Origin of the sequence: Pseudomonas umsongensis (assembly GCF_002236105.1) — a bacterium.
Taxonomy (GTDB): Bacteria; Pseudomonadota; Gammaproteobacteria; order Pseudomonadales; family Pseudomonadaceae; genus Aquipseudomonas; species Aquipseudomonas umsongensis.
Genome location: NZ_NIWU01000001.1, coordinates 1120000 through 1144990, shown reverse-complemented (window position 1 = coordinate 1144990; position 24991 = coordinate 1120000). Strand labels below are relative to the sequence as shown.

Sequence of the window (24991 nt, the reverse complement as noted above, 5' to 3'; positions counted from 1 at the left end):
CCACATGTCTTGCCCGGCCTTGCGCCGGGCCATGCACTCAGCCATCCAGTCAGACACTGCGCCCAAGGCGCGGTGCGAGGAAACCATTATGCAAAATCAGCTCTATATCGATGGCCGCTTCGTCGATGCGGTCGCCGGCGGCACCATCGACGTGGTGTCGCCCCATGACGGCTCGTTGATCACCCGCATCGCCGCCGCCGAAGCCGCCGACGTCGACCTCGCGGTGGCCGCCGCCAAACGCGCTTTCCCGGCCTGGTCGGCCCTGGGTGCCGCCGAGCGTGGGCGCCTGTTACTCAAATTGGCGGACCGGATCGAGGCCTGCAGCGAAGAACTGGCACAGCTGGAATCCCTTAACACCGGGCACCCGATCCGCGATTCCCGTGGCCTCGACGTGCCGCGCACCGCGGCGTGCTTCCGTTACTTCGGCGGCATGGCCGACAAGATCGAAGGCGCGGTGATTCCGGTGGAAGCCGGGTTCCTCAATTACGTGCAGCGCAAGCCAATCGGCGTGGTCGGGCAGATCGTGCCCTGGAACTTTCCGCTGATGTTCACCAGCTGGAAGATGGGCCCGGCACTGGCGGCGGGCAACACCATCGTCATCAAGCCCTCGGAAATCACGCCGCTGTCGACCTTGCGCATTGTCGAGCTGATGACCGAAGTCGGCTTTCCCAAAGGCGTGGTCAACGTGGTGCCGGGTTACGGCCATACCGCGGGCCAGGCGCTGGCCGAGCACCTCGACGTCGGCAAGATTGCCTTTACCGGCTCAACCGCGACCGGTCGGCGGATTGTTGAAGCGTCGCAGGGCAACCTCAAGCGCATTCAACTGGAACTGGGTGGCAAGGGTGCGAACATTGTATTTGAAGACGCCAATCTGGAAGCGGCGGTCAACGGCGCTGCCTGGGCGATCTTCCATAACCAGGGCCAGGCCTGTATCGCCGGTTCGCGGTTGATTCTGCATGAAGACATCGCTGATGCATTCCTGGAGCGCTTCATCGCCCTGGCCAAGTCGATTCGCCTCGGTGACCCGATGAACCCCGACACCGAGATGGGCCCGCTGACCTCGGCCCTGCACCGCGACCGGGTTCTGGCCTACATCGATATCGCCATCGAGCAGGGCGGCAAGATCCTCGCCGGTGGCAAGGCGCCGGACGACCAGGCCTTGGCCAAGGGTTTCTATGTCGAACCCACAGTGGTCGAAGCCAAGCCGGGTGACCGTGTCTGCCAGGAAGAGGTCTTCGGTCCCTTCGTCACGGTGGTGCGTTTCAGCACCGACGAAGAAGCGCTGGCCATTGCCAACAGCACCGAGTACGGGCTGGGCAGTGGCCTGTGGACGCAAAACCTCAGCCGCGCGCATAAAATGGCCGACGCGATCCACGCGGGCATGTGCTGGATCAACTGCTACAAGCGCGTCAGCCCCGGCAGTCCGTTCGGCGGCGTAGGGCAGTCCGGTTATGGCCGGGAAATGGGCTTTGAAGCGATCCACGACTACACCGAAGCGCGCTCGGTGTGGGTCAACGTCGACGCGAAAATCCCCCCACACTTCAAACGCTGAGGTCGGCCATGAATCCTTTTGTCTACCAAAGCCTGCCGACCCGCGTGGTGTTCGGCTGGGGCAAGCTCTCGGCACTGGCTGAAGAAATCGAGCGCCTGGGCGCCCGACGGGCGCTGATCCTCACCACGCCGGAACAGCACGGGCTCGGCGAACGCGTTGCGGCGTTGCTCGGTGAACGTGCCGCGGGTGTGTACCCGCACGCGGTGATGCATGTGCCGCTGGAAGTGGCGCAAGCGGCGCGCATCGAGGCGGCGCGCCTGGATGCCGATTGCTGCGTGGCCATCGGCGGTGGCTCGACCATTGGCCTGGGCAAGGCGATCGCCATGGATTCGGGGTTGCCGATTGTGGCGGTGCCAACCACCTATGCGGGTTCGGAGATGACGCCGATCTACGGCCTGACCGAAAACCGCCTGAAGAAAACCGGACGCGACCCACGGGTGCTGCCGAAAACCGTGATCTATGATCCGCAATTGACCCTGACCCTGCCGGCGCAGATCTCCGCCTGTTCGGGCATGAACGCCATGGCCCACGCAGTGGAAGCGCTGTACGCCGAGGACGCCAACCCGATCATCGGTTTCATGGCCGAGGAATCGATCCGCTCGCTGGCACAGGCATTGCCGGGGGTGGTCAAGGACCCGAACGATCCCGATGCTCGCAGCCAGGCGTTGTATGGTGCGTGGCTGGCGGGCATCTGCCTGGGCTCGGTCGGTATGGCCTTGCACCACAAGCTCTGCCACACCCTGGGCGGCACATTCAATCTGCCCCACGCCCAAGCCCACGCCATCGTCCTGCCCCATGCCGCGCATTACAACCGCGAGGCCGCCGCCGAACCCTTGCAACGTACCGCCCGAGCCCTGGGTGGTCGCGACGCCAGTGAGGTAGGCGCCTTGTTGTATGCGCTCAACCAGAAACTGGGCATTCCATTGGCACTGGCTGATATTGGCCTGCCGCCCAGCGGTCCGGCCGAAGCGGCGCAAATCGCCTGTGCCAGCCCGTATTACAATCCACGGCCGTTCGAACAAGGCCCGATCGAAGCGCTGCTGACCCGCGCCATGCTGGGCCAGGCGCCAGCCTGATCAACCGTGCTATCAGCACATGTCGGAATAAAAACAATGACCGATCACGATAACTCCATGGAAAAACTGATCTGCGAGCAGGCCGTGAACAGCTTCGCTGATGCAACCGATGCGCGCTACAAACAGATCATGCAGAGCCTGGTGCGGCACCTGCATGCGTTTGTCAGCGAGGTTGAACTGACCGAGCAAGAGTGGTTTGAAGGGATACGTTTCCTGACCGAGACCGGCCACAAGTGCGACGGCCAGGTGCGCCAGGAATTCATCCTGCTGTCGGACACCCTTGGCGTATCGATGCTGGTCGACGCGATCAATCATCGCCACAGCGCCACGGCCACCGAGACCACGGTGTTTGGGCCGTTCTACATCGAAGGCATGCCCGAGCGCGCGTTCGGCGAGAATATGGCCTTCACCCCGGGCGAGGCGGCGCTGGTGCGCGGGCGGGTGGTCGATACCCAGGGCAATGCCCTGGACGGCGCGGTGCTGGACGTCTGGCAGACTGCCGAAAACGGCAAGTATTCGGGCCAGGACACAGAACAGCCGTTCGGTAACCTGCGCGGGCGCTATCGCACCGACGCCGACGGCTGCTTTGCGATCCGCACGATTGTCCCGGTGTGTTATCCGATTCCGACCGATGGCCCGGTGGGGTGGATGCTCAAGGCCGCCAATCGGCACCCTTGGCGGCCGGCGCACCTGCATTTCATGATCGAGGCGCCGGGATATCGCAAACTGGTGACCCACCTGTTCAATCACGATGATCCGTACCTGGCGTCCGATGCAGTGTTCGGTGTGAAACAGTCGTTGCAGGTGATCTACGAAGATCGAACGAGCCACGATGACCTGTCCGCACGGTTGGGCATGCCATTGCCGTTCAAGCGTGCCTGTTACGAATTCGTCATGGAGGCGGCGTGAATCATGGGCCAGTTTTTTGCCGTATTCGCCACCGATCACCCGGATTCCCTGGCCCTGCGCCAACGCTTACGGCCCAGCCACCAGGCGCATTTGCGTGGGACCGATGCACACCGCGTGGTCGTGCGCCTGGGAGGCCCGACCCTTGATGACGCGGGCCTGGCGATGAATGGCACGCTGCTGGTGATCGAAGCCGGCAGCCTGTCCGAGGTGGAATCGTTTATCCAGGACGATCCCTACGTCCAGGCCGGGCTGTTTTCGAGCATCCAGATTCGTCCCTGGCACTGGAGCCTCGGCAACCCGGAACTGCGGGGCTGACCATGACCCTCATCACCTTGTGTCACCTCCAAGACATCGCCGACGGCGGCGCCCTGGGCCTGCCGCAGCACCAGCAACTGCATCCCGCCGGCCTCGTCGCGGTGCGCCAGGGCGAGCAGGTGTGGGTGTACATCAACCGCTGCCCGCATTTTTCCGTACCACTGGACTATCGCCCGCAGGAATTCTGCACCTATCGCGGCCAGGTGCTGATGTGCGCGCATCACAGCGCGATGTTTCGGTTTGAAGACGGGCACTGTATCGATGGGCCGTGCCAAGGTGCGACGCTGGAATCCGTGCCGGTGCGCTGGGTGGATAATCGTCTGGTCATGGAGGTGGGCGAGGAGGGGTGAACTACACTGTTTCAGGGTGAATCACGCCCATCAGGAGATCATCATGAAAAGGTTGTCACCCATCGGCCTGTGCGTCGCACTGTCATTTTGCAGTGCCCAGGGATGGGCCCAGACGGTAGTACCGCTGAAGGGCCAGACTTCGCAACAGACTCAACTGGACATCAACGAATGCAACAGCATCGCCGCCAGTAGTACCTCAACCACGTCCACGCCCTCTGGCGGACGGCTCAAGGGCGCCGCAGTAGGCGCAGCAGCCGGTGCGGCTGGTGCCCAGGTACGCGGCCGCCAGCATGACGAGTTCTATGATCGTGTCGACGACGATACCAAGCAGGACTACCGGCAGAACCGCGCCAAGGAAACGGCGGCGGCGGGCGCCGTGGTCGGCGGCTCGCGCCAGCGCCAGGAGCGTCGGGCGCAGGAGAAAACCAATGCAGCGAACACCTCGACGGCGTATACCAGTTGCTTGCAGGGGAAGGGTTACCAGGTCAATCCGTGAACCCGTCCCGTGTAGGAGCGAGCATGCTCCGGGCGGCGTTCCGACGATGGTCGTGAACGAAAACGCTGGCCATCTGACACCCCGCGGTGCCTGAGCCTCCATCGCGAGCATGCTCGCTCCTACAGGGGATGTTTAAATCCGGAGACTGGTCTTTTGTCGCTGGTCCAGCAAATACACCATCAGGCAGGCATACAACGTCACCGCAATGAACAACCCCATGCGCACCGCAAAGGCGGTGTAGACGTCCTTGCCCGCCAGGCTGTCCTGAACCGATTGCCCCAACAGGATAATCAGTGTGATCAAGGTATTAAGCCAGAAGCCAGGACTGAACCGGCCCGCACTCAAGCCATAAAGCTTGCGGGCCAGGATCAGGGCGAACAGCAGCATCCACAGGAAGAACATCCACAGGTGCACGAAAACCGTCAGTGCGCTCCAGAACGCAATCGCCAGCAGGCCGCCGAGCAGGGTCGAGCCAATCAGCTCGCGGGCGGCATCGCGGGCGTTGGTGCTGGAACTCTGTTGTCCCAGGCTCACCGCCTTGAGGACGATGGGCAGGTAGCTGGCGGGGTCGATCAGTGCCAGCAGGAAGGTTGGGATCACGATCAGGGTTGCGCGCAATGCGACGCGGTCGACGTCTGTCTCAGACAATGCCGGGGCGGGCGGGGGCGTCGGGGCGTTGGCGGGTTCCGGGAACAGCCAGTGACTGACCCTGCCGACCAGGACCGCCAGGAGCAAGCCGCTGGTCAACGCCTTGATCACCGTTGCCGCCAGGCCGAAGTCGGCGACCCCGGCCGCCGGGATCATGGTCAGGCCGATCACCAGGAAGGTCACCACCAGGTTATTGCCACCCCGCTGGCCAAAGCGAAACACCATCAGCAGGCCGAGGCCGATCAACAGCACGCCGCTGAAGGCGTAGTAACGCAGGAGCGGGATCAACAGCAGGCCGATGCCGGTGGTCAGCATCGCGGTCAGCGCCAGCACCAGGGTGGCCTTGAACGGCAACGGGCGATTGAGGCTGACCAGCAACAATGCCCCCAGCACCGGCGCCAGGAAGGGGATCGGCATGCCCAGGCCAAAACTCGCGGCCAGGCACAGCGCTGTGCCACAGGCCAGGCGCAGCGCGCGCTGCACCCTGGGCGAGCGCTCAGTAGGCATACGACAGCCAGCTCATCAGCCACAGGAACAAGCGGCCCAGCGGGTTGAGCACGTTGCCTTCGGCAGGGAAGGCCATGACTTCGGCCTGGCCGCCGGAACGGATGGCGCGGTTGTCCTTGAGCAGGGTCAGTGACTCGGGGGAAAACTCGATGACCACCGGAAAACGCTGGGCCGGGCGTAGCCAGTCACGGCTGTTCTGCACCGTGGGAAGGCTGCCGGGCGCGGTCGGCTGACCCACACTGACGCCGTAGCCGATACTGCGCACGCGACCCTGGAACACTTCGCCGGGCAGTGCGTCGAGGGCGATCGACACCGGGGTTTCGGGCCGGACCAGCGCCAGGTTGTTCTCGGTCATGTCCGCGCTGATCCACACATCGTGGATCGCGATCAGTGTCATCACCGGGTTGCCGGCTGCGGCGAATTGGCCGACATCGGTGCGCAGGTCGGTGATCAAGCCAGCCGAACGGGCGCGAATCTGTGTGTTGGAAAGGTCCAGCTCGGCTTTCGACAGGGCGGTCGCGGCACTGCGCAACAGGGCGTTGTCTTCCTCGCTGCCGCCTTCCTGCTCACGGGCGCGCTGCACTTCGGCGCGGGCCGCGGCGACCTGGCTGACAGCTGCCTCGCGGTTGGCGCGGGACACCTCCAGCAGGCGCACGGAAATGGTTCCGGGGTCTTCGCGGTACAAGCCCTCAAGACGCTGATTGTCCTGTCGCGCCTTGAGTTCGTTGGCCTGCGCCGCGCGCAGACTGGCTTGCGCCGATGCGATACCGGCGGTGCTGGCGCCGATCTGCCGGCGGGTGGATTCAAGGTCGGCGCGCGCGCGATCCACGGCGATCTGGTAGGGCTGCGGGTCAATCTCGAAAATCACCTCGCCGGCTTTCACATCCTGGTTATTTCGCACGTTGACACGTGTCACCCGGCCGGCGACTTCCGCCGCCACCGGAATCACAAACGCACCCACCCGTGCCTGCTGGGTATAGGGTGTGAAGCGGTCAGCCAGCAGGTACCAGGCCAGGCTCAGGACGATCAGCAGCAAGACCCACTTGATGCCTTTTTTCATCGGGTCGGCGGCGGCCGGCGCGGGCTGGGGGGAAGGCGCGGCTTCAGTCATGGTTCTTTCACCTGATTGGGCAAAGGGAAGGCGGGCTGCTGCGCCGGGGGCTCGGCGAGCAAGTCGCCCCAGTCGGTGCGTTGTTCCATCTGCTGGCGCGTGGCGCGATCGACCTTGGGCTGGGCGCTGTACCAACCGCCGCCCAGGGCCTTGTACAGGGCAATCACATTGCTCACCGCATCGCCTCGACTGAGCAGGTAGCTGTCCTGCAGTTCGAGCAGTGCCCTTTGGGCATCCAGCACCCGTTGGAAATCCGAGTAACCTTCGCGGTAGAGCGTGTTGGCCAAGGCCAGCGAGCGTTGCGCGGCTTTTTCCGCATCGCGCAGGATGCGCTCACGTTGCAGGGCGCGGGTCAGGCCGTTGGCGGCGTCATCCGCCTCGCGTGCGGCCTGGCGCACCTTGTCGCGATAGGCTTCGATCAACTGCTGCAAGCGCGCATCCTGCACGCGCACGTTGTTGCTGATGCGGCCATAGTCGAACACGTTCCAGCGCAGGCTCGGGCCGCCGATCAGGTCGAGACTGCGCGACGTTCCGCTCAAGGTGTCGGTCGACCAGACGATGCCGCCGAGCAACGTCAGGGCCGGGTAGAAATCGGTTTCGGCGACGCCGATCAGCGCCGACTGTGCCGCAACGTTCAGCTCGGCCGCACGCACATCGGGCCGGCGCAGCAGCAGATTGGCCGGGACATCCTGCAAAACGGCGCGATCGACCAGCGGGATCAATTGGCTGTTGTCGACTACCAGCGGCAGCGCACCGGGTGGTTGGCCGATCAACACGGCCAAGGCATTGCGGGTGCGGGACAGCTGATCTTCCAGTACGGGGATGGTGCTCAACGTGCCCAGGTATTGGGTCTTGGCTTGTTGCAGGTCAAGTTCGGCGGTCTGGCCGCTGTTGAACAGTCTTTCGGTGATCTCGTAATTACGCTGCTGTTGGCGGGCGTTTTCGTTGGCGACGCGCAAGCGTGCCTCGGTGGTGCGCAGGAAGAAATAAGAGTCGGCGACCTGCGCCCGCACCAGGACCAGCACGTCGTCATAGTTGGCCTCAGCCGCGAAGTAGCTGGCATCGGCGGCTTCGATGGCACGGCTGAAGCGTCCCCAGAAATCCAGTTCCCAGCCCACATCGAATCCGGCGCTGTGTTGCCAGAAATGGCTGTCTACCGGGTTGGTTCCGCCGGACTGATGGCGGTTGATGTAGACGCTGTCAGCGCTGATCTGCTGCAGTTGCGGGTATCGCCCGCTTTGCGCGATGCCTAATTGCGCGCGGGCCTCCATCACGCGCAAACCAGCGATCTTCAGGCTGGTATTGCGCGCATCCGACTCGGCGATCAACCGGTCGAGCACCGGGTCGGCGAAAATTTGCCACCACTGGCGGGTGTCCGGGTACACCCCGCGTTGGCTGGCATGCTCAAGGGCCGGGGTGTTCCAGTGATCGACCCAGTCTTCGCCGGGTGGCTGGAAGTCCGGCCCCAGTCGTACGCAACCGCCGAGGACCACTACGCCTAACAGCAGTAGCTGGTGGCGTCGCATCCGCGTGGATGTAGCTGATTGCATTGGGCGTTTTCCAACCAAAGGACATCACAGCAGCATAGTCGTCAGCTTGCCTTCTGCATGACGTTACCAAGCAATAGGTAAAAACGTCGCGACTATCGTAAAAACGACCTGTTTGCGCTGAACGCGAACCACCATCAGTTTTCTGTTGAACGAGTGTTCAGCTTGAACTATGTTCGTTTCACCTTCTTTCCCGGCTGGTTGCGGGCTTGCGTTTCTTCATCTTGAACGAGGCACTGGCATGCGGTTTTCACCCTTTGTTGAGCGGATCCCGGAACAAGGCGTAGCCGCTATTGATGACCCCCACGGCAGCGAACTTACCGATCGGCCGGTTTTACGTGAAGCGCTCGCCGGGCACTACGGCAAGCTGTTTGGGCGTGAACTCAACGCCACAAACGTGATCACGCTGACAGGGGCGCAGGACGCCTTGCTCATCACGTCGAAATGCCTGCTCGCCGCCGGGGACGAGGTGATTGTCGTCGATCCGATGCACCCGACCGGCGACGCGCCGCTCAAGGCCTGCGGCGCCACGCTGGTGCGGGTGGCGTCCATTGATGCAGCGCTGCTGGCCAAGGCGATTACCCCGCGTACCCGGGCAATTTTCCTGGCCAGTGCGATGCTCAAGCACGAACCAATGCAAGCCATCGCCAGACTCGCCATTGCCCATGACCTGTGGGTGGTCATCGATGAAGTCCATGAGGACCTGACACTGCAGCACCAGAACCTGAGCCTCACGGTAGCGCCGGGCATGGCCGAGCGTTGTGTGGTGATGGGTAGCCTGGCGAAATCCCACCCAATGGCCGATTGGCACATGGGTTGGATCATCGCTGATCCCGCCCTGGTGGCGCGTGCCGAATCCCTGGTGTTGGCCAGGACCTGCGAGCGTATCCATGATTTTGTCCTGGCGTTGAAAACCCAGGGACCACGGCCTGTGGTCAGCGGCGTGACGAGCAGGCCGGTCAGCGAACCGGTCACCGCGCGAACCATGATCGAAGTCGAAGGCCTGCACAAACGCTTCGGCAACATCGAGGTGCTCAAGGGCGTGTCCCTGACGGCGCGCGAGGGCGAGGTGATCTCGCTGATCGGCGCCAGTGGCTCCGGCAAAAGCACCTTGCTGCGCTGCATCAACATGCTCGAAGTCCCGGACCAGGGACGCATCCTGGTAGATGGCGAAAGCATTCACTTGAACCACACCCGCCCCGGCGCACCGTTGGTGTCTGATGCCAAGCAACTGGTGCGCATCCGTTCGAGCCTGGGCATGGTGTTCCAGAACTTCAACCTCTGGCCCCATCGCACGGTCCTGGAAAACCTCATCGAAGCGCCGACCCAGGTCCTGCGCGAAAGCCGGGCCGAGGCGACCGAGCGCGCCGAAGCCTTGCTTGAACGGGTGGGGCTGGCGGCCAAGCGCAACGAGTACCCGGCTTTTCTCTCCGGAGGGCAGCAACAACGGGTGGCCATCGCCCGGGCCCTGGCCATGCGGCCCAAGGTCATGCTGTTCGACGAACCCACCTCGGCACTCGACCCGGAACTGGTCGGGGAAGTGCTGCGGGTGATCCGCTCTCTCGCCGAGGAAGGCCGGACCATGATCCTGGTGACCCATGAAATGGCCTTCGCCCGCGATGTCTCCTCCAAAGTCGCCTTTTTGCATCAAGGGCTGATCGAGGAAACCGGTACGCCGGACGACGTGTTCGTACACCCACGCAGCGAGCGTTGCCGGCAATTCGTCAACGCTCATCAAACTCGCTAAAAACAACAAAAGACGGGGCAAAAACCATGGGAAATCGACGTTTGGCAAACTGGTTGACCGGCGCGGCCGCTGTAATGCTGGCTGGCATGAGCGCGGCGCAGGCACAACCGATCAGGTTCGCGGTCGCCGCCGAACCCTATCCGCCGTACACCGAGAAACAGGCCAACGGCGAATGGAAAGGTTTTGAAGTGGACCTGATCCACAAGCTGTGCAGCGAAATGAAAGCCGAGTGCGAGATCAAGGAAGTGGCATGGGACGGGATTATTCCGTCGTTGCTGGCAAAGAAAATCGACGTGATTTTTTCCTCGATGTCGGTGACCGAAGAACGGGAAAAACAGATCGCTTTCAGCAAGGCCTACTACGACTCCGTGGTGGCGGTTGTCGGACCGAAGGACGCTGTCGTCAAAAAATACCCGGACGACCTCAAGGGCAAGACCATCGGCGTGCAGAACTCCACGGTCAGCGCCAGCTACCTGAAGACCTACTACGAAAAAATCGCCGACGTGAAGTATTACGACACTCAGGATTCGGTCAACGCCGACCTGATCGCCGGTCGCCTCGACCTGATGATGGCCGACGGCACCGCCATGGCGGCCTTCGTCAAGACACCGGATGCCAGCAAGAGCAACCTGGATTACCTCGGCGCCGTGCCGTACGACCCGATCTTCGGCAAGGGCGTGGGCGCAGGCCTGCGCAAGGACGACACCGAGCTCAAGGCCAAACTCGACAAAGCCATCCAGGAACTGCTGGCGAGCAAGGATTATGACGACCTGTCCCAAAGCTACTTCGGCACGAGCGTGAAGCCGGCGTTCTGATAGCCAGATCTGTACACGGATCCCATGTGGGAGCGGGCTTGCTCGCGAAGGCGGTGTGGCGGTCGACATCATCGCTAAATGGCATACCGCTTTCGCGAGCAAGCCCGCTCCCACAGGGGCAAGTGGCGCCTTCAAGGTCACTGACTGGAGAACAACATGCCAGCTATGTTCGATTTGATCGGTTTCAGCGAGCAAGGATGGGGGGCGGCGCTGCTCAGGGGCTTATGGATGACCCTGCAGATTTCCGCCGGGGCCTTCGTACTCGGGCTGGCCATCGGCCTGGTCGTGGCCTGCCTCAAGTTGGGCGGGCCAAGGCCGATTGCGGCGCTGGCGCGCGGTTACACCACCTTGTTTCGCGCGGTGCCGGAGTTGCTGCTGATCCTGTTGCTGTACTACGTCGGATCCATGCTGCTCAACGCACTGATGGCAACGCTGGGTTACGACGCGGTGAACGTCAGCGGCCCGCTGGCGGCGATCGTGGTGCTGGGTCTGGTGCAGGGCGCCTACGCCTCGGAGATTTTCCGGGCGGCGATCCAGGCCATTCCTTTCGGCCAGATCGAAGCGGCAAAGGCCTTCGGGCTGCACGGCTTCGCTTTGTTCCGGCGCGTCACGCTGCCGATCATGGCGCCCTATGCGATGGCGGGGATGGCCAACCTGTGGATCAACCTGATCAAGGACAGCGCCCTGATCAGCGTGGTCGGCACCAACGAACTGTTGTACACCGCCCGGCAAGGGGCGGGTTCGACGCGTCATTACCTGTTGTTCTACCTCACGGCCGCGGCGCTGTACTACGCGGTGACGCTGGCTTCCAACTACCTGTCGGGACGGCTCGAGCGACGCATTCGTCGCTGGATGCCTCTTGTCGACTGAACCGGCAGAGAGAATGAAATGATTCCAACGTGGATAGTTGAATACGCATCGCTGTTGGCCCGCGGGCTGCAAACGACCCTTTTGATCCTGTTGATTGCCAGCGTGTTCGGTTTTTTCCTGGCGGTGCTGGTAGCGCTGGCCAGGATCTCCAGGAACAAAGTCATCGCCAAGCTCAGCCTGTTTTATACTAGCGTGACCCGCGGCACCCCCTTGCTGATCCAGATCTACATTTTCTACTACGGCCTGGGCAGTCTGTTTGCGCAGTTTCCATTGATTCGCGGCAGTTTCCTCTGGCCATACTTGCGTGATGGTTACTGGTACATCGTGTTCGCCCTGGTGGTGTCGGTGGGGGCCTATGTCGGCGAAGTGATCCGCGGTGGCTTGCTGGCGGTGCCCAAAGGCGAAATGGAAGCAGCTTCGGCGTTCGGCATGACCCCGCGCCAGGCCCTGTTGCGGGTGCGCTTGCCCCGGGCGCTGCGCTTGCTGTTGCCGACGTTGGCTGGGGAAACCGTGATGCTGCTCAAATCCACGGCCCTGGCCTCGACCATCGCCGTGATCGATCTGTTGGGCGCGGCCAACGTGGTGCGCGCGCAAACCCTGCAGGTGTATGAGCCGTTGCTGCTGGTGGCCGGTGTCTACGTGTGCCTGACGTTCATGATCGAGGCGCTTTTCGCCTTCGCCGAGCGTCGTGGCACCCCGGTTCGCAGGTCCGCATGATGAAGAGTACGCCGTTGGTTGACCGCTCCTTGCAAGGCATCGGCCTGTGCACATTGGGCTACGCGTTCCTGTCCTTGCAGGATGCCGGTATCAAGTGGCTGGTGGCTGATTATTCGGTGTTCACCATCCTGTTCTGGCGCGCCCTGGTGGTGGTGCTCGCCTGTTTGCTGCTCGGCCGTTTGCAACTGGTTCGGCGTGCCTGGCGTTCGTCCAGCCGGCGGCTGCTGGTGGTGCGCGGCTTGCTGTCGATCGCTGCCTGGCTGCTGTATTACACGGCGGCCCGCGACCTGACGCTGGCGGAGATGACCACCCTGTATTTCTCGGCACCGATCATGGTCACGGTGCTAGCGACGGCGATTCTCAAGGAGCGCGTCAACGGTTGGCAGTGGTTCACCCTGATCATCGGGTTCATCGGCGTGGTGATTGCTTGTCGCCCCAGTGACATGGGCGATCCGCTGCCGATTGTCCTGACCCTGTTGGCGGCGATGTGCTGGGCGTTCACCTACATCCAGTTGCGCCAGGTGGATGAGCAGACCTCGGTGCTCGAGCAGATGTTGATTACCAACGTGGTGTTCGTCATCTGCATGGCACTGGCGTTGCCTTGGACCCACACCCCGGCACCGGTTCCCGCCTGGCTGGGCATGCTCGGTGCGGGACTGATGGGCGGCATCGGCCAGTTCCTACTGTTCGCCAGTTTCCAGCGTGCCACCGCGACCGTGCTGGCGCCGTTCGAGTACACCGGGCTGATCTGGGCGTTCCTGCTGTCGAGCCTGATCTGGGGCACGCTGATGGATGTGTCGCTGATGATCGGCGCCGGGTTGATTGCGGTCAGCGGCACCCTGGCGATGATTTTCGGCCGGCACCCGTCGCAGGAGGTCGTCGGTGCCGAATGCTCGGTGTCGCAGCCTCTCTATCCCGAAGCGGCCGAGGGCAAGCCCGATGGCGGCCGAGCGAGTGTCGTGGATCAATGACAGGAGGACTGGCTTATGGCGCAGGATGTTTCATTCGAGGTTCGCAACAACAATGGTGAGCCGGTACAGGTCGGTGCCTGGCGTTTCGAGGGCGGCCGCGGTGGGCCCAAGGTGCACTTGCAGGCCGGGGTACATGCCGATGAAATCGCCGGCATGCTGGTGCTGCACCTGTTGATGCAACGCCTTGAGGTGGCCGAGTCCCAAGGCCGCCTCAACGGCAGCGTGACCGTGGTACCACAGGCCAACCCGCTGGGTATCGGTCAGTTTCGCCAGGGGCGGATCCTGGGACGTTTTCACGATGCCAGCGGACAGAACTTCAACCGTGGCTTCGATCGGTCGGCCGCGATGCCGCGGCCTTCGACCAATGTCCAGGAGTGGCAACAGAAACTGGTGCAACTGGCGGCACCGGCGGATGTGATGCTGGACCTGCACACCGACGACGAAGCGCTGCCCTACCTGTATGTGCACCGCAGTTTCTGGCCCCGTGGCCGTGAACTGGCGGCGGCGCTGCGGATGGACCTGGCGATCATCTGGGATGACGGCGGCGACGGTTCGTTCGAGGAAACGATTATTGCGCCATGGCTGCGCGACGGCACGACTGGGCAGCGCCTGGCCGCGACCCTGGAGCTGCGAGGGCAGGGTGACGTCAGCGACCGTTTTGCCGAGCAGGATGCACAGGGGCTTTACGCCTGGCTTTGTGGCCAAGGCATCATCGACGATGCGCTGGCGCCCGCCGACTGGGCCGTCGAGGCCGTGGAGATGGGCCACATGGAGACCATTGTCGCGCCGCAGCCCGGGGTGCTGATCTTCGAGAAGGAACTGGGCGATCAGGTCGAGCAGGGGCAGCGCTTTGCACGAATCCTGCGCCGCCCAGGTGACCCGTCCTCCGAAGTGGTGCTGTATGCCGAGCAGACCGGGCGCCTGGTCACACGCTATCGCGATCGTTTGATCGCCCGGGGCATGGGGGTGGCGAAGTTCACTGGCAGTCGCCTTTCGCGGCACTGGAGCGGTGGGTTGCTGGATCCCAACTGAGGCGCAACGGCGGCAGTGGCCGATCACCGGTGTGCATGTTGAACGCCGGTTGACGATATCTGACAACCGTCCGTCGCTGGACTACGCTGCGATACGTACCCTGTCCAGAACCCAGTGACGTAAGGAACGGATGCATGCGCAGCTGGTTGCTCGCCCCATTGATCGTCATTGTCGCGATGTGCTGGTCGATATTGCTGCGAGCCGAGGACGCTCCCCCACCGCTGGAGGCGCAACCGGCGCCTGCGGAACTGAAAATCGCCAATCGCAGCATCATTGTGTTTCGTGGTGCATTACTCGGTGAAGCGCCGCAGATCCGGGTCAAACGGGCCAAGACAGCGATCAACGAAGCACTGGATGATGCGGACGACCTGAGTGTCACCCTTGATGGCATCCAGGGTAGTTACCTGGTGCTGCTGGGCGCCAAGCGCGCGTTTATCGTTTCCCCCAAGGATGTCGATACCACCGAGTTCGAATCAGTCAGGCAGGCGGCTGAAAGTGCTGCTGGCAAACTGCGCCAAGTGGTGGCCGAAACCCAGGAAGCCCGTAGCCTGCACTTGATTCTCAGATCGTTGGCGGGTGCAGCGCTGGCTACCGGTATCTATGTTGTGTTGCTCTGGGGCATGGCGTACCTGCGCCGTCGCTTGCTGAAAAAACTGCCGGACCTGATGCACCGGCACACCCAGGCGTTGAAAGTCGGACGGGTGCAGGTGATCGATGCCAACTACCTGTATCCGCTGGTCAGCCGCCTGCTGGGGATAGTGCGCTGGCTGGTCGTCTTGCTGCTGACCTACGAATGGCTGGGTTTTGTCCTGTCCCGCTTTCCCTACACCCGGCCTTGGGGCGAAAGCCTCAACAACTACCTGTTGGAAGTCGCCGGTTATCTATTCCAGGGCATCGTCGGCGCGATACCCGGACTGGGCGTGGCCTTGGCGATCTTTTTCATTGCCCGCGGCACCACGGTCTTCGCCCGTCGGATCCTGCGGCGCATGGCCACCCCCGGCACCTTCAGCTGGTTGAACCAGGAAACCTTGCAACCGACCCAGCGCCTGACGTCGCTGGCCATCTGGCTGTTCGCCCTGGCCATGGCCTATCCCTACCTGCCGGGCGCTGGCACTGAAGCCTTCAAGGGTTTATCGGTGCTGATCGGCCTGATGATTTCCCTGGGTGCCTCCAGCGTGGTCGGGCAGGCCGCGTCCGGGTTGATCCTGACCTACACGCGCACCTTACGCCCCGGCGAGTTCGTGCGCATTGGCGAATACGAAGGCACGGTGACGGAGCTGGGCATATTTACCACGCGCATTCGCACGGGCCTTGGGGAAGTACTGACCCTGCCCAACTCAATGATTACCGCCACCGTCACCAAGAACTATTCGCGCACCGTGCAGGGCCCGGGTTATGTGGTCGACACCGTGGTGACCATTGGCTACGACACGCCGTGGCGTCAGGTCGAAGCCATGCTGCTGGAAGCCGCCAGGCGCACCCCCGGCGTGCTCGATGAACCGCCAGCGCAGGTATTCCAGACAGCCCTGTCGGATTTTTATCCCGAGTATCGCCTCGTAGCCCAGGCCATCCCCAGCCAGCCACGCCCGCGCGCGGTGTTGTTGAGCATGCTGCACGCCAATATCCAGGATGTGTTCAACGAGTACGAAGTGCAGATCATGTCGCCGCACTATCTGGGCGATCCCGAGCATGAGAAGCGGGTGCCCAGGGATAAATGGTATGCGGCACCGGCGCAGAAAACCGGGCAACCCTGAGTGAAACTGACTGAACGCCGCCGTGCTTTTGCCGGCTTCATCCTTGTGGCCGTGGGCCTGATTTCAGGTGAGCGCGATCCCCTGTGGGAGCTGGCTTGTCGGGTCGCCGCATCGCAGGGATGGCGGCCTGACATCCGACCTGGGTTTTGTTGACCGGGTACATATCCATTTCTGCGGTAACGGCCACCTGGGGTTTCGCTTTTACAGCGAGTCACTTGGAACAGCCCCAAGTAACCAAGGGCTCTTGCCCCTGGCGTTCGGCCCCTCGCTAAGGCTCGGGGTACCCTCGCTCCGGTCCTGCTCCGTGGGTCGCCGCGATCGGCCATCCATGGCCGTGCGCGGCTAAACCGGCATCCATGCCGGTTTACCCACTGCGCAGAACCGGAACGAAGCCTCTCGAGGGGGCAAGAAAATCAAAAGCCAGATCACAATCAAAAGCGAGGCGGCCTGACAGCCGACCTGATTGCAGATCTGTCCGCGTTGTGATCGTTCCCATGCTCTGCGTGGGAATGCCGCCAGGGACGCTCCGCGTTCCGCTGACGGTGCATGACGTGAGCCGTGCGCAATGGTGACGCGGAGCGTCACAGGATGCATTCCCACGCAGAGCGTGGCAACGATCACAGCACCGCGGGCCGTCAGGTGCCCAGCGTCCATCGCGAGCATGCTGAACTGCTCCATGGCTATTGGCGACAGAGAGTTGTTGTAGCTGTGGAGCTTGCTCGCGATGAAGGTCAACGATCACGCGGGAAACCTGACTCACCTAGCGACCGCCAGATCAATGCCTGCACTCCGACAACACCACCTGGCACGTCCCGGGTGTACCCCCCGAACGACCCGCATAACGTATGCAGTTATTCAACGACTTCTGCCGCGCAATGCTCAAGGTGGAGCCAAAGGCCAGGCCGCCTTCGCCAGCGGAGGGCAGGGCTTTGGCATAGCAGCTTGCGCCTGTGCCTGAGGCCGAGTTGCGAGCCGAGGTGTTCTTGCCCGCACATCCCGCTGTCAGCACCAGGTTGATGGCGAGAAAAGAGGGCAGGACCCATGACGAGCATTGGCGCACTGTTATTGCGGTCATCCCGTTTCCCCTGGCTCAAGCGGCTGGCAACCGGTGGTGTGCCTGATCAGTCTAGTCGGCCTGGGGGGCTGGTGAAGGTGTTGCCGATCAACAGTCATGGCGCCCTTGTCGCATAAATTTGAAATGCACGGCGTTACTCGACAGAATCGCCCCCCCGATCGGGCCAAAGGTGCTGCAAGTTCGGGGTGAAAAGGGGTAGTAATTGAACGAACAGACATTGTCCATGCGCCTGGAACGCGTGGCGGCGCATGTGCCAGCCGGCGCGCGCCTGGCCGATATCGGCTCGGATCACGGCTACCTGCCAGTGGCGTTGATGCGCCGTGGCGCGATCAGCGCGGCAGTGGCCGGTGAGGTGGCGTTGACACCATTTCGCTCGGCCGAACGCACCGTGCGCGAGAGCGGCCAGCACGCACGGATCAGCGTACGCCTGGCCAATGGCCTGGCAGCAATCGAGCCGGAAGACGACATCACGGCGATCAGCCTCTGTGGCATGGGCGGCGAGACCATCCGCGACATCCTCGACAGCGGCAAGGCGCGCCTGAGCGGCCAGGAACGCCTGATCCTGCAGCCCAACGGCGGCGAACAGCCACTTCGCCTATGGCTGATGGAAAATGGCTACCGCATCCTTTGTGAGGAAGTGCTGCGGGAAAATCGCTTTTATTACGAAATCATCGTCGCCGAGCGCGCCGGACCGATGGTGTATAGCGCCCAGGAACTGTACTTCGGCCCATTGCAGATGCAGGCCCGCAGCCCCGTGTTCCTGGCCAAATGGCAGCGAATGCTGCGCGTCAAGCACAAGACCCTGGGCCATTTCGCGCGGGCGCGGCAGGCCGTGCCCGAGGAGAAGATGCAGGACATCACCCGGCAGGCCCGATGGATCACTGAGCTGCTGGCTTAACCCCATCCGGGACTAGCAACCACGCAACTGCGCGGGACTCACGCCAAGACGCTGCCTGAAGGTGGTAGTCATGTGCGCCTGGGAGTTGAAACCGCAGGCGTGGGCGATGTCCGCCAGCCTCGCGGTCGAATCACGCATCAGGGCACGCGCCTTGGCAAGGCGCCGGTCAATCAGGTAACTGTGCGGGCTTTGCCCCGTCGCCTGCTTGAACGCACGCATGAAATAACCTTCGGACAACCCGAGCAATTGCGCCATTGCCTGCACACCCAGCGGGCCGTCGAGGCCGGCATCGATGAACTCATCGAGCAAGCGCATGCGGTTGGGCGTTAGTGAGCCTTGCAGCGGAGTCGACAAACCTGCGTTCATTGTAGCGCGCTCAGCCAGTGCGAGTGCCCAGGCCTCCCAATCGTCCGCCACCCCAGCCTGTAACAGCGCACCGCGCATTCGCAGGGCGAGGGCGGTCGCCTGCGGATCCATGCGGTTGTTAAAGGCCCGATCCCCCGGCAATACCCTCCCGTCGGTGCGTATCACCCGCAGGTATTCACCGCCCGTTGGCGATTCAGACAATACGTCACACCCGGTGGGGACGAACGCCAGGCCGTTGGGCATGGCAATGAAGGGTTGTACCCGATCGCTGCCGATGGCGTGCAGGCCGCGCTGGCTGTCGAAGGCAAAGCCAATCGCCGACTGGTTCGCGACATATCGGGTCGCGTAGGCGCTGCCGGGCAGCAGTTCGATCGCCCATGGCCCCACCTCGATACGGCGCACCGGTTCAGGCGGGAATGGCGGTTGCAGGCGGTTGAGAGGGTTCATACACACCATAGTAATTAAGAAGGGGGCCGAAAGTCAGGTCGGTTTTCTGAAAGCCGGCCAAGGGCGTGCGTGTCTAGACTGGGCCAAACCCCTGGGAGCCTCCTCATGCACACACTGACTCGCGACGATATCGAACAAGCTGCTCGCCTGGTTTACCAGGTGATGCCTGCCACCGCGCAGTACCCCTGGCCCTTGCTGGCTGAACGCCTGGGTTGCACCGTGTGGGTCAAGCACGAAAACCACACGCCGACCGGTGCATTCAAGGTGCGTGGCGGCATTACCTTCATGCACTGGCTCAAGCGCACGCACCCGGGCGTGCGAGGCATTGCCACTGCCACCCGCGGCAATCATGGTCAAAGCCTGGCGCTGGCGGCCAGCGCGCAGGGGTTGAATTCGCTGATTGTCGTGCCGCAAGGTAACTCTCTGGAAAAGAACAATGCCATGCGCGGATTTGGCGGCGAAGTGGTCGAACATGGCCGCGATTTCGATGAGGCCCGCGAGGAAGCCGCACGCCTGGCACAGGTCCATGGCCTTTACCTGGTACCGCCATTCCACACCGAGCTGGTCAAAGGCGTGGCCACCTATGCGCTGGAACTGTTCAAGGCCGCGCCGGACCTGGATACCGTCTACGTGCCGATTGGTTGTGGCTCGGGGATTTGCGCAGTGATTGCCGCCCGCGATGCGCTGGGCCTGAAAACCCAAGTGGTCGGCGTGGTGTCCACCGAGGCGGCAGCCGCGAAATTATCCTTTGAAACGGGTGCACTATGTGAAACCGACTCTGCCGACACCTTTGCCGACGGCCTCGCCGTGCGCAAGCCGATTGCCGAAGCCTTTGCCGTCTACGCGGCAGGTGCAGCGCGGATCGTGTCGGTCAACGAGGCGCAGATTGCCGAGGCCATGTGCATGTATTACACCGATACCCACAATCTCGCAGAAGGCGCAGGCGCCGCCGCCCTGGCAGCGCTCATCCAGGAGCGCGACGCAATGAGGGGCAAAAGGGTGGGGGTGATCCTGTCCGGTGGCAACGTCGACAGATCGGTGTATGCGCGCGTGATCGGCTGACGGGTTTGCCCCTCCGTCAGATACGGCGCACTCGACTATCATGAAATCAACCCAATGGGCAGCGGGCGTGGCGGGACAAGGTAGCCGCCGTGCCTATCCCCGCGCCATTGTCGATGAACTCCAAGGCATTGGCCGCCCATGAACCTTTCAGAGTTGATCTGGCCCCGGTTGCAAACGCTCACTACGCAAGCGCTCAAGGAGCAAGAGACCGGGCATCAGCAGGACAACACGAGTATCAGGGCGGCCAACTGGGACGTTGACACCGATGCGGCGCTTGAAGAAGCGCGACGCCTCGATGATGCCGAATCGGATCGACGAAAAACCGCAGACGCCAAAGCCAGCCTCTACCTGGCAGCCGTCACCGCGCTCGCACCGGTGTTAGCCTCTTTGCTTGCGAGCATCTGGAGCGACAAATCAACCATCGGCTACAGCATCGTCTGGTTGGGCATCTTCCTGGTGGCCACCTTGTATCTGTTTCGCGCAGGTATATGGGCATTCGAAACGCTCAAGGTATCAACCTCAAGCCGGGTCGACGCCAGTGACCTGGCGAGCCTGTGGTGCAAGACCGATCCCAAGCCCGAGCTGGTGGAGAAACTGCTGCTTGCCGTGAGGCACAACCACACCGGGACCCATCGCAAGCTGTCCTGCATCAAGATGACCCATGCCTTTCTGCTCAGGGCCTTCCTGTCCTTTACCCTGTTGCTGATCGTCCAGGTCGCCTGGGTACCTGTTTGTCAGTTGGTAGCGCTGGTGATCACCACGATCCGTTGTACCTGCTAGGTGAGAGGGGCGCCAGCTCCCAGCCTTGGCACTGACGCAACAGGTGGGCTTCCCGCTTGAGAAGTATTGATCACTCATCATTCAATTGGAACTCCCCATCACACTGCCCCGTCATCAGAAGGGAGGGGGGCTGCGGGTATTTCGTGGCGAACCCTGATAACGCTTTTCTTCACTCAGAAGGCGAGGGACGACATGAATACTACAGACAGCACGACAGATGACCTGTCAGGCAAACCCAATACCGCAACACCAGCCCCTGACTTTGAACACCTCAAGGAGAACGTGACAGAAGCGCTTGGCGGTGCGAGACAGCAGGTGGATGAGCAGTTTGGCCAGTACCGTGACACGGCAGCCGATCAGATCGAGGCCCTGGCCCAAGGGGCAAAATCTTTCGTTTCGGAACTTGAGGACAAGGACAAGCTTGGCATGTCCGACTACCTCGCAGACATGGCGGAGTCCATGAGCGGGCTGGCGGGGAATTTGCGCGGGAAAAGCGCGGAGCAGCTGCTCCACGACGCGGCCGATCTGGCGCGCAATAATCCGGGATTGTTCATTGCCGGCAGCATTGCGCTGGGCTTTGGCCTTTCGCGTTTTCTCAAGGCCGGCACCGCGCCTGCGGCGACAGTCAGCGATAGCGATGGTGGCGATCCGGCGACAGGTCGTTCAATGCCTCCGTCAGGTGGTTTTGGCGCTCAACGACCTTACGAAACCTCCGTTCCGACACGTCCCGATCACAACCCGGGTCTGGCAACCGGCATCACGCCGGCCTCGCCGAACGGACAGGGTCATCCATCAGACTTCGCGACGAATCCGACTCCCGGTTCCACGTCCTTTAAAGGAGCGCTGTGATGAACAGAGATAACCCAGATCTGCCGGGCGCAAGACCGGTGCCCGTGCCTGAGACTGACGCTTCGGTTGTCGGGCTGTTGCGTCAGTTGACGCGCGAAGTGCCCTCGTTGTTCACCAAGGAACTGGCGTTGGCCAAGGCTGAGCTGCTAGCCAGCCTTACGACGCTCAAGGCTGGCATTGCCGGTGTCGCTGGCGGGGCGATTGTGCTGCTGGCGGGGTTCATCATTCTGCTGATGTCCGTGGTCTATGGCTTGAGCATGGTCATGGCACCGTGGCTGGCCGCACTGATCGTCGGTGTCGTGGTGATGATCGTCGGGTTCGCCATGTTGCAATCCGGGAAAAAACAGTTCGAACCGTCCCACTTCAAGCCTGATCGCACGCTGGACGCCTTGAACAAAGACCAGGAAGCGCTGCGTAGGAGAGTCTCATGAACAGTGAATTCGAAATCGAATCGCAAAAAAGCCCCGAGACCATCGAGCGTGAAATCGATGCGCAGCGTGCAAGCATTGGCAACATCGTCGATGCGCTGGAAAGCAAGTTCACCCCGGGTCAGGTCTTCGATCAGGCGTTGTCTTTCATGCAGAGCAACGGCACTACGTTCCTGAGTAACCTTGGCACGAGCGTGCGCAATAATCCGGTGCCTGCGGTGGTGACGTCGGTGGGACTGTTATGGTTGATGATGAGCCAGAACCGTCCGCCGACTCCTCGTCCCGTTTATCGAGCGCAACCACAGGAGAACAAGGTAGGGGAGTGGACCGATGGCCTGGCGGATGGCCTCGACGGTGCGCGCGAGCATTTGCACCAGACTGCCGACACCCTGAAGGAGGGTTACCAGACGGTTAAAGGCAAAGCGGCGCACTTGGGCGATAACCTGGGCGCTGCCAGCGAAAACATCAGCCATGCCGTGCACGATGCCAGCGATCGCCTGGTGCGCGGAACGCAACAGATGAGCAACCAGGTCAGCCAGTTGCTCAAGGAACAGCCGCTGATGATGGCCGCTGCAGGCATCGCCTTGGGGGCGATGTTGGGGGCAGCATTACCCTCGACAGCGACCGAGCAGCGCTACATGGGCAAGACCGCCGCAGGGTTGGCCGACAAGGTCAAGCAGCAGGCTCGGGAGGGATTCGAAGCGGTGCGCGATACGGTGACTAAAACCACCGAGCACACGGATGTGGAGAAGCCCGTAGGGGATCGCCCCGTGCCCGGCAGCCAATCAGCCGATCTGTCTCGTGGGTTAGGTACGTCGTAAGGCATCAAGCGAAAGGCGGGAGGTCGAATCTTGACCTCCCTTTTTTTGCTTGGGATTTGCTGCAACAGCAGTTGAGAACGCGCAGCCGGGAAAAGTTTTAAGCGATTGAACATAGACGGACGACTGGCCGGACGGTTTGTGCCCCATGAGATCTGCAACGTGGACGCAAGCGGCCTGAAGTCGAGCGCTTCAATCGAGTCTGGCTGTTTGTCCTGGTCATTACCGTGCATACGCATTGGGCTGAACCAGAACACCTGCAACCTGGTCGGCGCCTCTTGTCGGTCCCCATGAACCTGCCTCGAACCGTGTTGATCCATTCAGAAATGACTCGGGAATTCCACTGCCATGAACGCCTTCACAAACCGACTGACGCCGGCACAGGAACGAAGATTGTGTGCATTGGACGCCTGGTACCAAGCACTCGATGACATTGCACTGCGCAAGGAATCTCCGGATGCCTATCACGAAGAACTGCTCAGACAATCAGATGAAATGGATCGCCTGCGCATTGTCAGTTGGCAAGAGTGGCGTGATCTGCGAATAAAGGCCGATCTGGCTTTTCTGCGCGCAGTAGCGGGAGAGGATTATCACCGAGTGGGCCAAGTGAGCGATGGTGACGTCGCGGTTGATGATCAGGGGTGATTGCAGGCGGCAGTGTGAAAGGCGAGGGCACATCAATGAACAGACGGTTGAAGTTCGGAATTGAAGAGGAATACTTCATCACTGACTTGCACACCCGGCGAATGTCCGATGAGCCTCCCGGCGCTTCGATCGAAGCGTGCCAGGAGGCGATGGGCAATTGCTTTGCTTATGAAATGTTCCAAGGCCAGATCGAAGTAGCGTCCCCTATCTTCACCTGCATGCCGGAAGCCGAGAACTACCTTGTCTCTGCTCGCACAAATTTGCAGCGTAGGCTGGTGCCCTACGGCCTTGGACTGCTCTGTGCGGGCAGCCATCCTTTGGCTGACTGGCGCACGCAGCAGGCCACCGGGCAGGATCATTTTCTCCAGCTGTTTGACGACTACCAACGGGTCGCCCGGCGCAGTGTGCTGTCGGGGCTGCACGTACATGTTGAGGTGCCGGGTCACCTTGATCGTATCCAGGTGATGAACGAAGTCTTGCCGTGGACGCCGCTGTTGTTGGCACTGAGCAGTTCTTCGCCCTTTTGGGACGGTGCCGACAGCGGCTTCATGAGCTATCGGCAAACGGCCTGTGACGAGTGGCCAAGGATGGGCATCCCGGAGTACTTCGAAGATGAGGCTGCCCATGACGCCTACATCGCACTGCTGATGCGTACCGGCGCCATCAGGCAGGCCAGCGAATGCTGGTGGGGAGTGCGTCCTGCTTCGCGGTATCCGACCCTGGAGTTACGTATGACGGATGCCTGCCCGCGCCTTGAAGACACCTTGTGTATCGCCTCGTTTTTTCGACTGCTGGTGGCCTATGCGATTGATCAACCTCGGCCTGGGTCGGGCTATTCGCAAGAGTCCCGTTGGATCCTCAAGGAAAATCGGTGGCGCGCGAAACGGTCAGGCACGCATGGGGCATTCATCGTCGAAGGGTACGACCGACCCTTCTCGGCCGAGCAGTGGCTTGTCCTGGCGCAGCAGATCCTGGGTGAAACAGCGCGGTCAATGCACGTGGAAAACGTCTTTTCCCAGGCCCGCCGGATCCTGCGCAATGGCACCAGTGCCGACCGACAGCGCAGCGTTTACCAACGAGCCCTGCGCAGCACAGGGGATACCCATGCCGCACTCGCTGACGTGGTGGATCAACTGCTGATGGAAACATCGCAAGAGCCCTGCGCAAGTGATGACCTGCAACCAGCGCTGTGCGAGTCGTGAGCCG

At 62.0% G+C, this 24991-nt stretch carries 26 protein-coding genes and 1 pseudogene; 22 read left to right on the top strand and 5 right to left on the bottom strand.

From position 1 onward, the window contains the following. The first annotated feature begins 88 nt into the window (after nt 1–88). Genes PSUM_RS05070 through PSUM_RS05045 form a run of 6 tightly spaced genes read left to right on the top strand, consistent with a single transcriptional unit; the run spans nt 89 to nt 4698 of the window. Entirely contained in the window at nt 89–1552 is a 1464-nt protein-coding gene (locus PSUM_RS05070) for an aldehyde dehydrogenase family protein (RefSeq protein WP_033042770.1), read from the top strand. 8 nt (nt 1553–1560) lie between these two features. Further along, nucleotides 1561–2628 (top strand): maleylacetate reductase, encoded by a 1068-nt coding sequence (locus tag PSUM_RS05065; protein WP_033042771.1) that lies wholly within the window; start codon nt 1561–1563, stop codon nt 2626–2628. Between the two features lie 36 nt (nt 2629–2664). Further along, entirely contained in the window at nt 2665–3537 is an 873-nt protein-coding gene (locus tag PSUM_RS05060; RefSeq protein WP_033042772.1) for a dioxygenase family protein, read from the top strand. Nucleotides 3538–3540: 3 nt separating this feature from the next. Further along, complete coding sequence (locus tag PSUM_RS05055) at nt 3541–3852, top strand: YciI family protein (RefSeq protein ID WP_083349126.1); 312 nt, start codon at nt 3541–3543, stop codon at nt 3850–3852. A gap of 2 nt (nt 3853–3854) precedes the next feature. Further along, entirely contained in the window at nt 3855–4202 is a 348-nt protein-coding gene (locus tag PSUM_RS05050) for a Rieske (2Fe-2S) protein (RefSeq protein ID WP_033042774.1), read from the top strand. Between the two features lie 43 nt (nt 4203–4245). Next, the gene (locus PSUM_RS05045) at nt 4246–4698 is read left to right on the top strand and encodes a YMGG-like glycine zipper-containing protein (protein WP_033042775.1); all 453 of its coding nucleotides are present in this window, start codon (nt 4246–4248) and stop codon (nt 4696–4698) included. A 132-nt stretch (nt 4699–4830) separates the two neighbouring features. On the opposite strand, the gene PSUM_RS05040 is transcribed toward PSUM_RS05045, so the two are convergent. Genes PSUM_RS05040 through PSUM_RS05030 form a run of 3 tightly spaced genes read right to left on the bottom strand, consistent with a single transcriptional unit; the run spans nt 4831 to nt 8514 of the window. After that, nucleotides 4831–5853: a DUF2955 domain-containing protein gene (locus PSUM_RS05040; RefSeq protein WP_033042776.1), complete on the bottom strand. Its 1023-nt coding sequence runs from the start codon at nt 5851–5853 to the stop codon at nt 4831–4833. After that, nucleotides 5843–6964: an HlyD family secretion protein gene (locus PSUM_RS05035; protein WP_083349125.1), complete on the bottom strand. Its 1122-nt coding sequence runs from the start codon at nt 6962–6964 to the stop codon at nt 5843–5845. The genes PSUM_RS05040 and PSUM_RS05035 overlap by 11 nt, the downstream gene beginning before the upstream one ends. After that, on the bottom strand, nt 6961–8514 hold the full coding sequence (locus tag PSUM_RS05030) for an efflux transporter outer membrane subunit (protein WP_050511610.1): 1554 nt from the start codon (nt 8512–8514) through the stop codon (nt 6961–6963). Before PSUM_RS05030 ends, PSUM_RS05035 begins: the two co-directional genes overlap by 4 nt. Before the next feature lie 169 nt (nt 8515–8683). Here PSUM_RS05030 and PSUM_RS32570 point away from each other — a divergent pair. The 8 genes and pseudogenes from PSUM_RS32570 to PSUM_RS04995 all read left to right on the top strand — a co-directional run. Continuing rightward, nucleotides 8684–9436 (top strand): annotated as a pseudogene (locus tag PSUM_RS32570) (aminotransferase class I/II-fold pyridoxal phosphate-dependent enzyme); the annotation flags it as partial. 60 nt (nt 9437–9496) lie between these two features. Continuing rightward, nucleotides 9497–10258 carry an ABC transporter ATP-binding protein gene (locus tag PSUM_RS32565; RefSeq protein ID WP_256874111.1) on the top strand — a complete coding sequence of 254 codons (762 nt, stop codon included), beginning with the start codon at nt 9497–9499 and terminating at the stop codon, nt 10256–10258. A 26-nt stretch (nt 10259–10284) separates the two neighbouring features. Next, nucleotides 10285–11073 carry a transporter substrate-binding domain-containing protein gene (locus tag PSUM_RS05020; protein ID WP_033042786.1) on the top strand — a complete coding sequence of 263 codons (789 nt, stop codon included), beginning with the start codon at nt 10285–10287 and terminating at the stop codon, nt 11071–11073. A gap of 156 nt (nt 11074–11229) precedes the next feature. After that, nucleotides 11230–11943 carry an ABC transporter permease gene (locus PSUM_RS05015; RefSeq protein WP_020799179.1) on the top strand — a complete coding sequence of 238 codons (714 nt, stop codon included), beginning with the start codon at nt 11230–11232 and terminating at the stop codon, nt 11941–11943. Nucleotides 11944–11961: 18 nt separating this feature from the next. Beyond that, the gene (locus PSUM_RS05010) at nt 11962–12660 is read left to right on the top strand and encodes an ABC transporter permease subunit (protein WP_083349124.1); all 699 of its coding nucleotides are present in this window, start codon (nt 11962–11964) and stop codon (nt 12658–12660) included. Then, the gene (locus PSUM_RS05005; RefSeq protein WP_404821801.1) at nt 12657–13631 is read left to right on the top strand and encodes a DMT family transporter; all 975 of its coding nucleotides are present in this window, start codon (nt 12657–12659) and stop codon (nt 13629–13631) included. Before PSUM_RS05010 ends, PSUM_RS05005 begins: the two co-directional genes overlap by 4 nt. Before the next feature lie 15 nt (nt 13632–13646). Then, on the top strand, nt 13647–14663 hold the full coding sequence (locus PSUM_RS05000) for a M14 family metallopeptidase (protein WP_020799176.1): 1017 nt from the start codon (nt 13647–13649) through the stop codon (nt 14661–14663). 134 nt (nt 14664–14797) lie between these two features. Next, nucleotides 14798–16417, top strand: coding sequence for a mechanosensitive ion channel family protein (locus PSUM_RS04995; RefSeq protein ID WP_083349123.1), 1620 nt, complete (start codon nt 14798–14800; stop codon nt 16415–16417). A gap of 775 nt (nt 16418–17192) precedes the next feature. Here PSUM_RS04995 and PSUM_RS04990 read toward each other — a convergent pair. Further along, nucleotides 17193–17492 (bottom strand): hypothetical protein, encoded by a 300-nt coding sequence (locus PSUM_RS04990; protein WP_080725397.1) that lies wholly within the window; start codon nt 17490–17492, stop codon nt 17193–17195. 202 nt (nt 17493–17694) lie between these two features. Here PSUM_RS04990 and PSUM_RS04985 point away from each other — a divergent pair, with 202 nt between their 5' ends. Further along, the gene (locus tag PSUM_RS04985; protein ID WP_282958372.1) at nt 17695–18390 is read left to right on the top strand and encodes a tRNA (adenine(22)-N(1))-methyltransferase; all 696 of its coding nucleotides are present in this window, start codon (nt 17695–17697) and stop codon (nt 18388–18390) included. 12 nt (nt 18391–18402) lie between these two features. Here the strand turns inward: PSUM_RS04985 and PSUM_RS04980 are convergent, their stop codons facing one another. Next, nucleotides 18403–19212 (bottom strand): helix-turn-helix transcriptional regulator, encoded by an 810-nt coding sequence (locus PSUM_RS04980; RefSeq protein ID WP_083349122.1) that lies wholly within the window; start codon nt 19210–19212, stop codon nt 18403–18405. 96 nt (nt 19213–19308) lie between these two features. Here PSUM_RS04980 and PSUM_RS04975 point away from each other — a divergent pair, with 96 nt between their 5' ends. The 7 genes from PSUM_RS04975 to PSUM_RS04945 all read left to right on the top strand — a co-directional run bounded on the left by PSUM_RS04975 (nt 19309) and on the right by PSUM_RS04945 (nt 24987). After that, nucleotides 19309–20265, top strand: a complete 957-nt coding sequence (locus PSUM_RS04975; RefSeq protein ID WP_083349121.1) for a threonine dehydratase — start codon at nt 19309–19311, stop codon at nt 20263–20265. Between the two features lie 138 nt (nt 20266–20403). Continuing rightward, entirely contained in the window at nt 20404–21045 is a 642-nt protein-coding gene (locus PSUM_RS04970) for a hypothetical protein (protein ID WP_083349120.1), read from the top strand. Between the two features lie 192 nt (nt 21046–21237). After that, nucleotides 21238–21894, top strand: coding sequence for a hypothetical protein (locus PSUM_RS04965; protein WP_083349119.1), 657 nt, complete (start codon nt 21238–21240; stop codon nt 21892–21894). After that, nucleotides 21894–22325 carry a phage holin family protein gene (locus PSUM_RS04960; RefSeq protein WP_020799231.1) on the top strand — a complete coding sequence of 144 codons (432 nt, stop codon included), beginning with the start codon at nt 21894–21896 and terminating at the stop codon, nt 22323–22325. Before PSUM_RS04965 ends, PSUM_RS04960 begins: the two co-directional genes overlap by 1 nt. Next, a complete protein-coding gene (locus tag PSUM_RS04955) occupies nt 22322–23143 on the top strand; it encodes a DUF3618 domain-containing protein (RefSeq protein WP_020799230.1) in 822 nt (273 codons plus the stop codon). Before PSUM_RS04960 ends, PSUM_RS04955 begins: the two co-directional genes overlap by 4 nt. Before the next feature lie 345 nt (nt 23144–23488). Further along, on the top strand, nt 23489–23785 hold the full coding sequence (locus PSUM_RS04950; protein ID WP_020799229.1) for a hypothetical protein: 297 nt from the start codon (nt 23489–23491) through the stop codon (nt 23783–23785). A 35-nt stretch (nt 23786–23820) separates the two neighbouring features. Further along, nucleotides 23821–24987 carry a carboxylate-amine ligase gene (locus PSUM_RS04945; RefSeq protein WP_020799228.1) on the top strand — a complete coding sequence of 389 codons (1167 nt, stop codon included), beginning with the start codon at nt 23821–23823 and terminating at the stop codon, nt 24985–24987. Nucleotides 24988–24991: the final 4 nt, after the last annotated feature.

What these genes read in the sequence shown, in the direction of transcription:
- PSUM_RS05070 (WP_033042770.1), top strand. Translation starts at nt 89, where the DNA reads ATGCAAAATCAGCTCTATATCGATGGCCGCTTCGTCGATGCGGTCGCC.
- PSUM_RS05060 (WP_033042772.1), top strand. Translation starts at nt 2,665, where the DNA reads ATGACCGATCACGATAACTCCATGGAAAAACTGATCTGCGAGCAGGCC.
- PSUM_RS05000 (WP_020799176.1), top strand. Translation starts at nt 13,647, where the DNA reads ATGGCGCAGGATGTTTCATTCGAGGTTCGCAACAACAATGGTGAGCCG.
- PSUM_RS04955 (WP_020799230.1), top strand. Translation starts at nt 22,322, where the DNA reads ATGAACAGTGAATTCGAAATCGAATCGCAAAAAAGCCCCGAGACCATC.
- PSUM_RS05045 (WP_033042775.1), top strand. Translation starts at nt 4,246, where the DNA reads ATGAAAAGGTTGTCACCCATCGGCCTGTGCGTCGCACTGTCATTTTGC.
- PSUM_RS04950 (WP_020799229.1), top strand. Translation starts at nt 23,489, where the DNA reads ATGAACGCCTTCACAAACCGACTGACGCCGGCACAGGAACGAAGATTG.
- PSUM_RS32565 (WP_256874111.1), top strand. Translation starts at nt 9,497, where the DNA reads ATGATCGAAGTCGAAGGCCTGCACAAACGCTTCGGCAACATCGAGGTG.
- PSUM_RS05035 (WP_083349125.1), bottom strand. Translation starts at nt 6,964, where the DNA reads ATGACTGAAGCCGCGCCTTCCCCCCAGCCCGCGCCGGCCGCCGCCGAC.
- PSUM_RS05030 (WP_050511610.1), bottom strand. Translation starts at nt 8,514, where the DNA reads ATGCAATCAGCTACATCCACGCGGATGCGACGCCACCAGCTACTGCTG.
- PSUM_RS05005 (WP_404821801.1), top strand. Translation starts at nt 12,657, where the DNA reads ATGATGAAGAGTACGCCGTTGGTTGACCGCTCCTTGCAAGGCATCGGC.
- PSUM_RS05050 (WP_033042774.1), top strand. Translation starts at nt 3,855, where the DNA reads ATGACCCTCATCACCTTGTGTCACCTCCAAGACATCGCCGACGGCGGC.
- PSUM_RS04960 (WP_020799231.1), top strand. Translation starts at nt 21,894, where the DNA reads ATGAACAGAGATAACCCAGATCTGCCGGGCGCAAGACCGGTGCCCGTG.
- PSUM_RS04980 (WP_083349122.1), bottom strand. Translation starts at nt 19,212, where the DNA reads ATGGTGTGTATGAACCCTCTCAACCGCCTGCAACCGCCATTCCCGCCT.
- PSUM_RS05020 (WP_033042786.1), top strand. Translation starts at nt 10,285, where the DNA reads ATGGGAAATCGACGTTTGGCAAACTGGTTGACCGGCGCGGCCGCTGTA.
- PSUM_RS05065 (WP_033042771.1), top strand. Translation starts at nt 1,561, where the DNA reads ATGAATCCTTTTGTCTACCAAAGCCTGCCGACCCGCGTGGTGTTCGGC.
- PSUM_RS04970 (WP_083349120.1), top strand. Translation starts at nt 20,404, where the DNA reads ATGAACCTTTCAGAGTTGATCTGGCCCCGGTTGCAAACGCTCACTACG.
- PSUM_RS04975 (WP_083349121.1), top strand. Translation starts at nt 19,309, where the DNA reads ATGCACACACTGACTCGCGACGATATCGAACAAGCTGCTCGCCTGGTT.
- PSUM_RS04965 (WP_083349119.1), top strand. Translation starts at nt 21,238, where the DNA reads ATGAATACTACAGACAGCACGACAGATGACCTGTCAGGCAAACCCAAT.
- PSUM_RS05015 (WP_020799179.1), top strand. Translation starts at nt 11,230, where the DNA reads ATGCCAGCTATGTTCGATTTGATCGGTTTCAGCGAGCAAGGATGGGGG.
- PSUM_RS05055 (WP_083349126.1), top strand. Translation starts at nt 3,541, where the DNA reads ATGGGCCAGTTTTTTGCCGTATTCGCCACCGATCACCCGGATTCCCTG.
- PSUM_RS04945 (WP_020799228.1), top strand. Translation starts at nt 23,821, where the DNA reads ATGAACAGACGGTTGAAGTTCGGAATTGAAGAGGAATACTTCATCACT.
- PSUM_RS04995 (WP_083349123.1), top strand. Translation starts at nt 14,798, where the DNA reads ATGCGCAGCTGGTTGCTCGCCCCATTGATCGTCATTGTCGCGATGTGC.
- PSUM_RS05040 (WP_033042776.1), bottom strand. Translation starts at nt 5,853, where the DNA reads ATGCCTACTGAGCGCTCGCCCAGGGTGCAGCGCGCGCTGCGCCTGGCC.
- PSUM_RS05010 (WP_083349124.1), top strand. Translation starts at nt 11,962, where the DNA reads ATGATTCCAACGTGGATAGTTGAATACGCATCGCTGTTGGCCCGCGGG.
- PSUM_RS04990 (WP_080725397.1), bottom strand. Translation starts at nt 17,492, where the DNA reads ATGACCGCAATAACAGTGCGCCAATGCTCGTCATGGGTCCTGCCCTCT.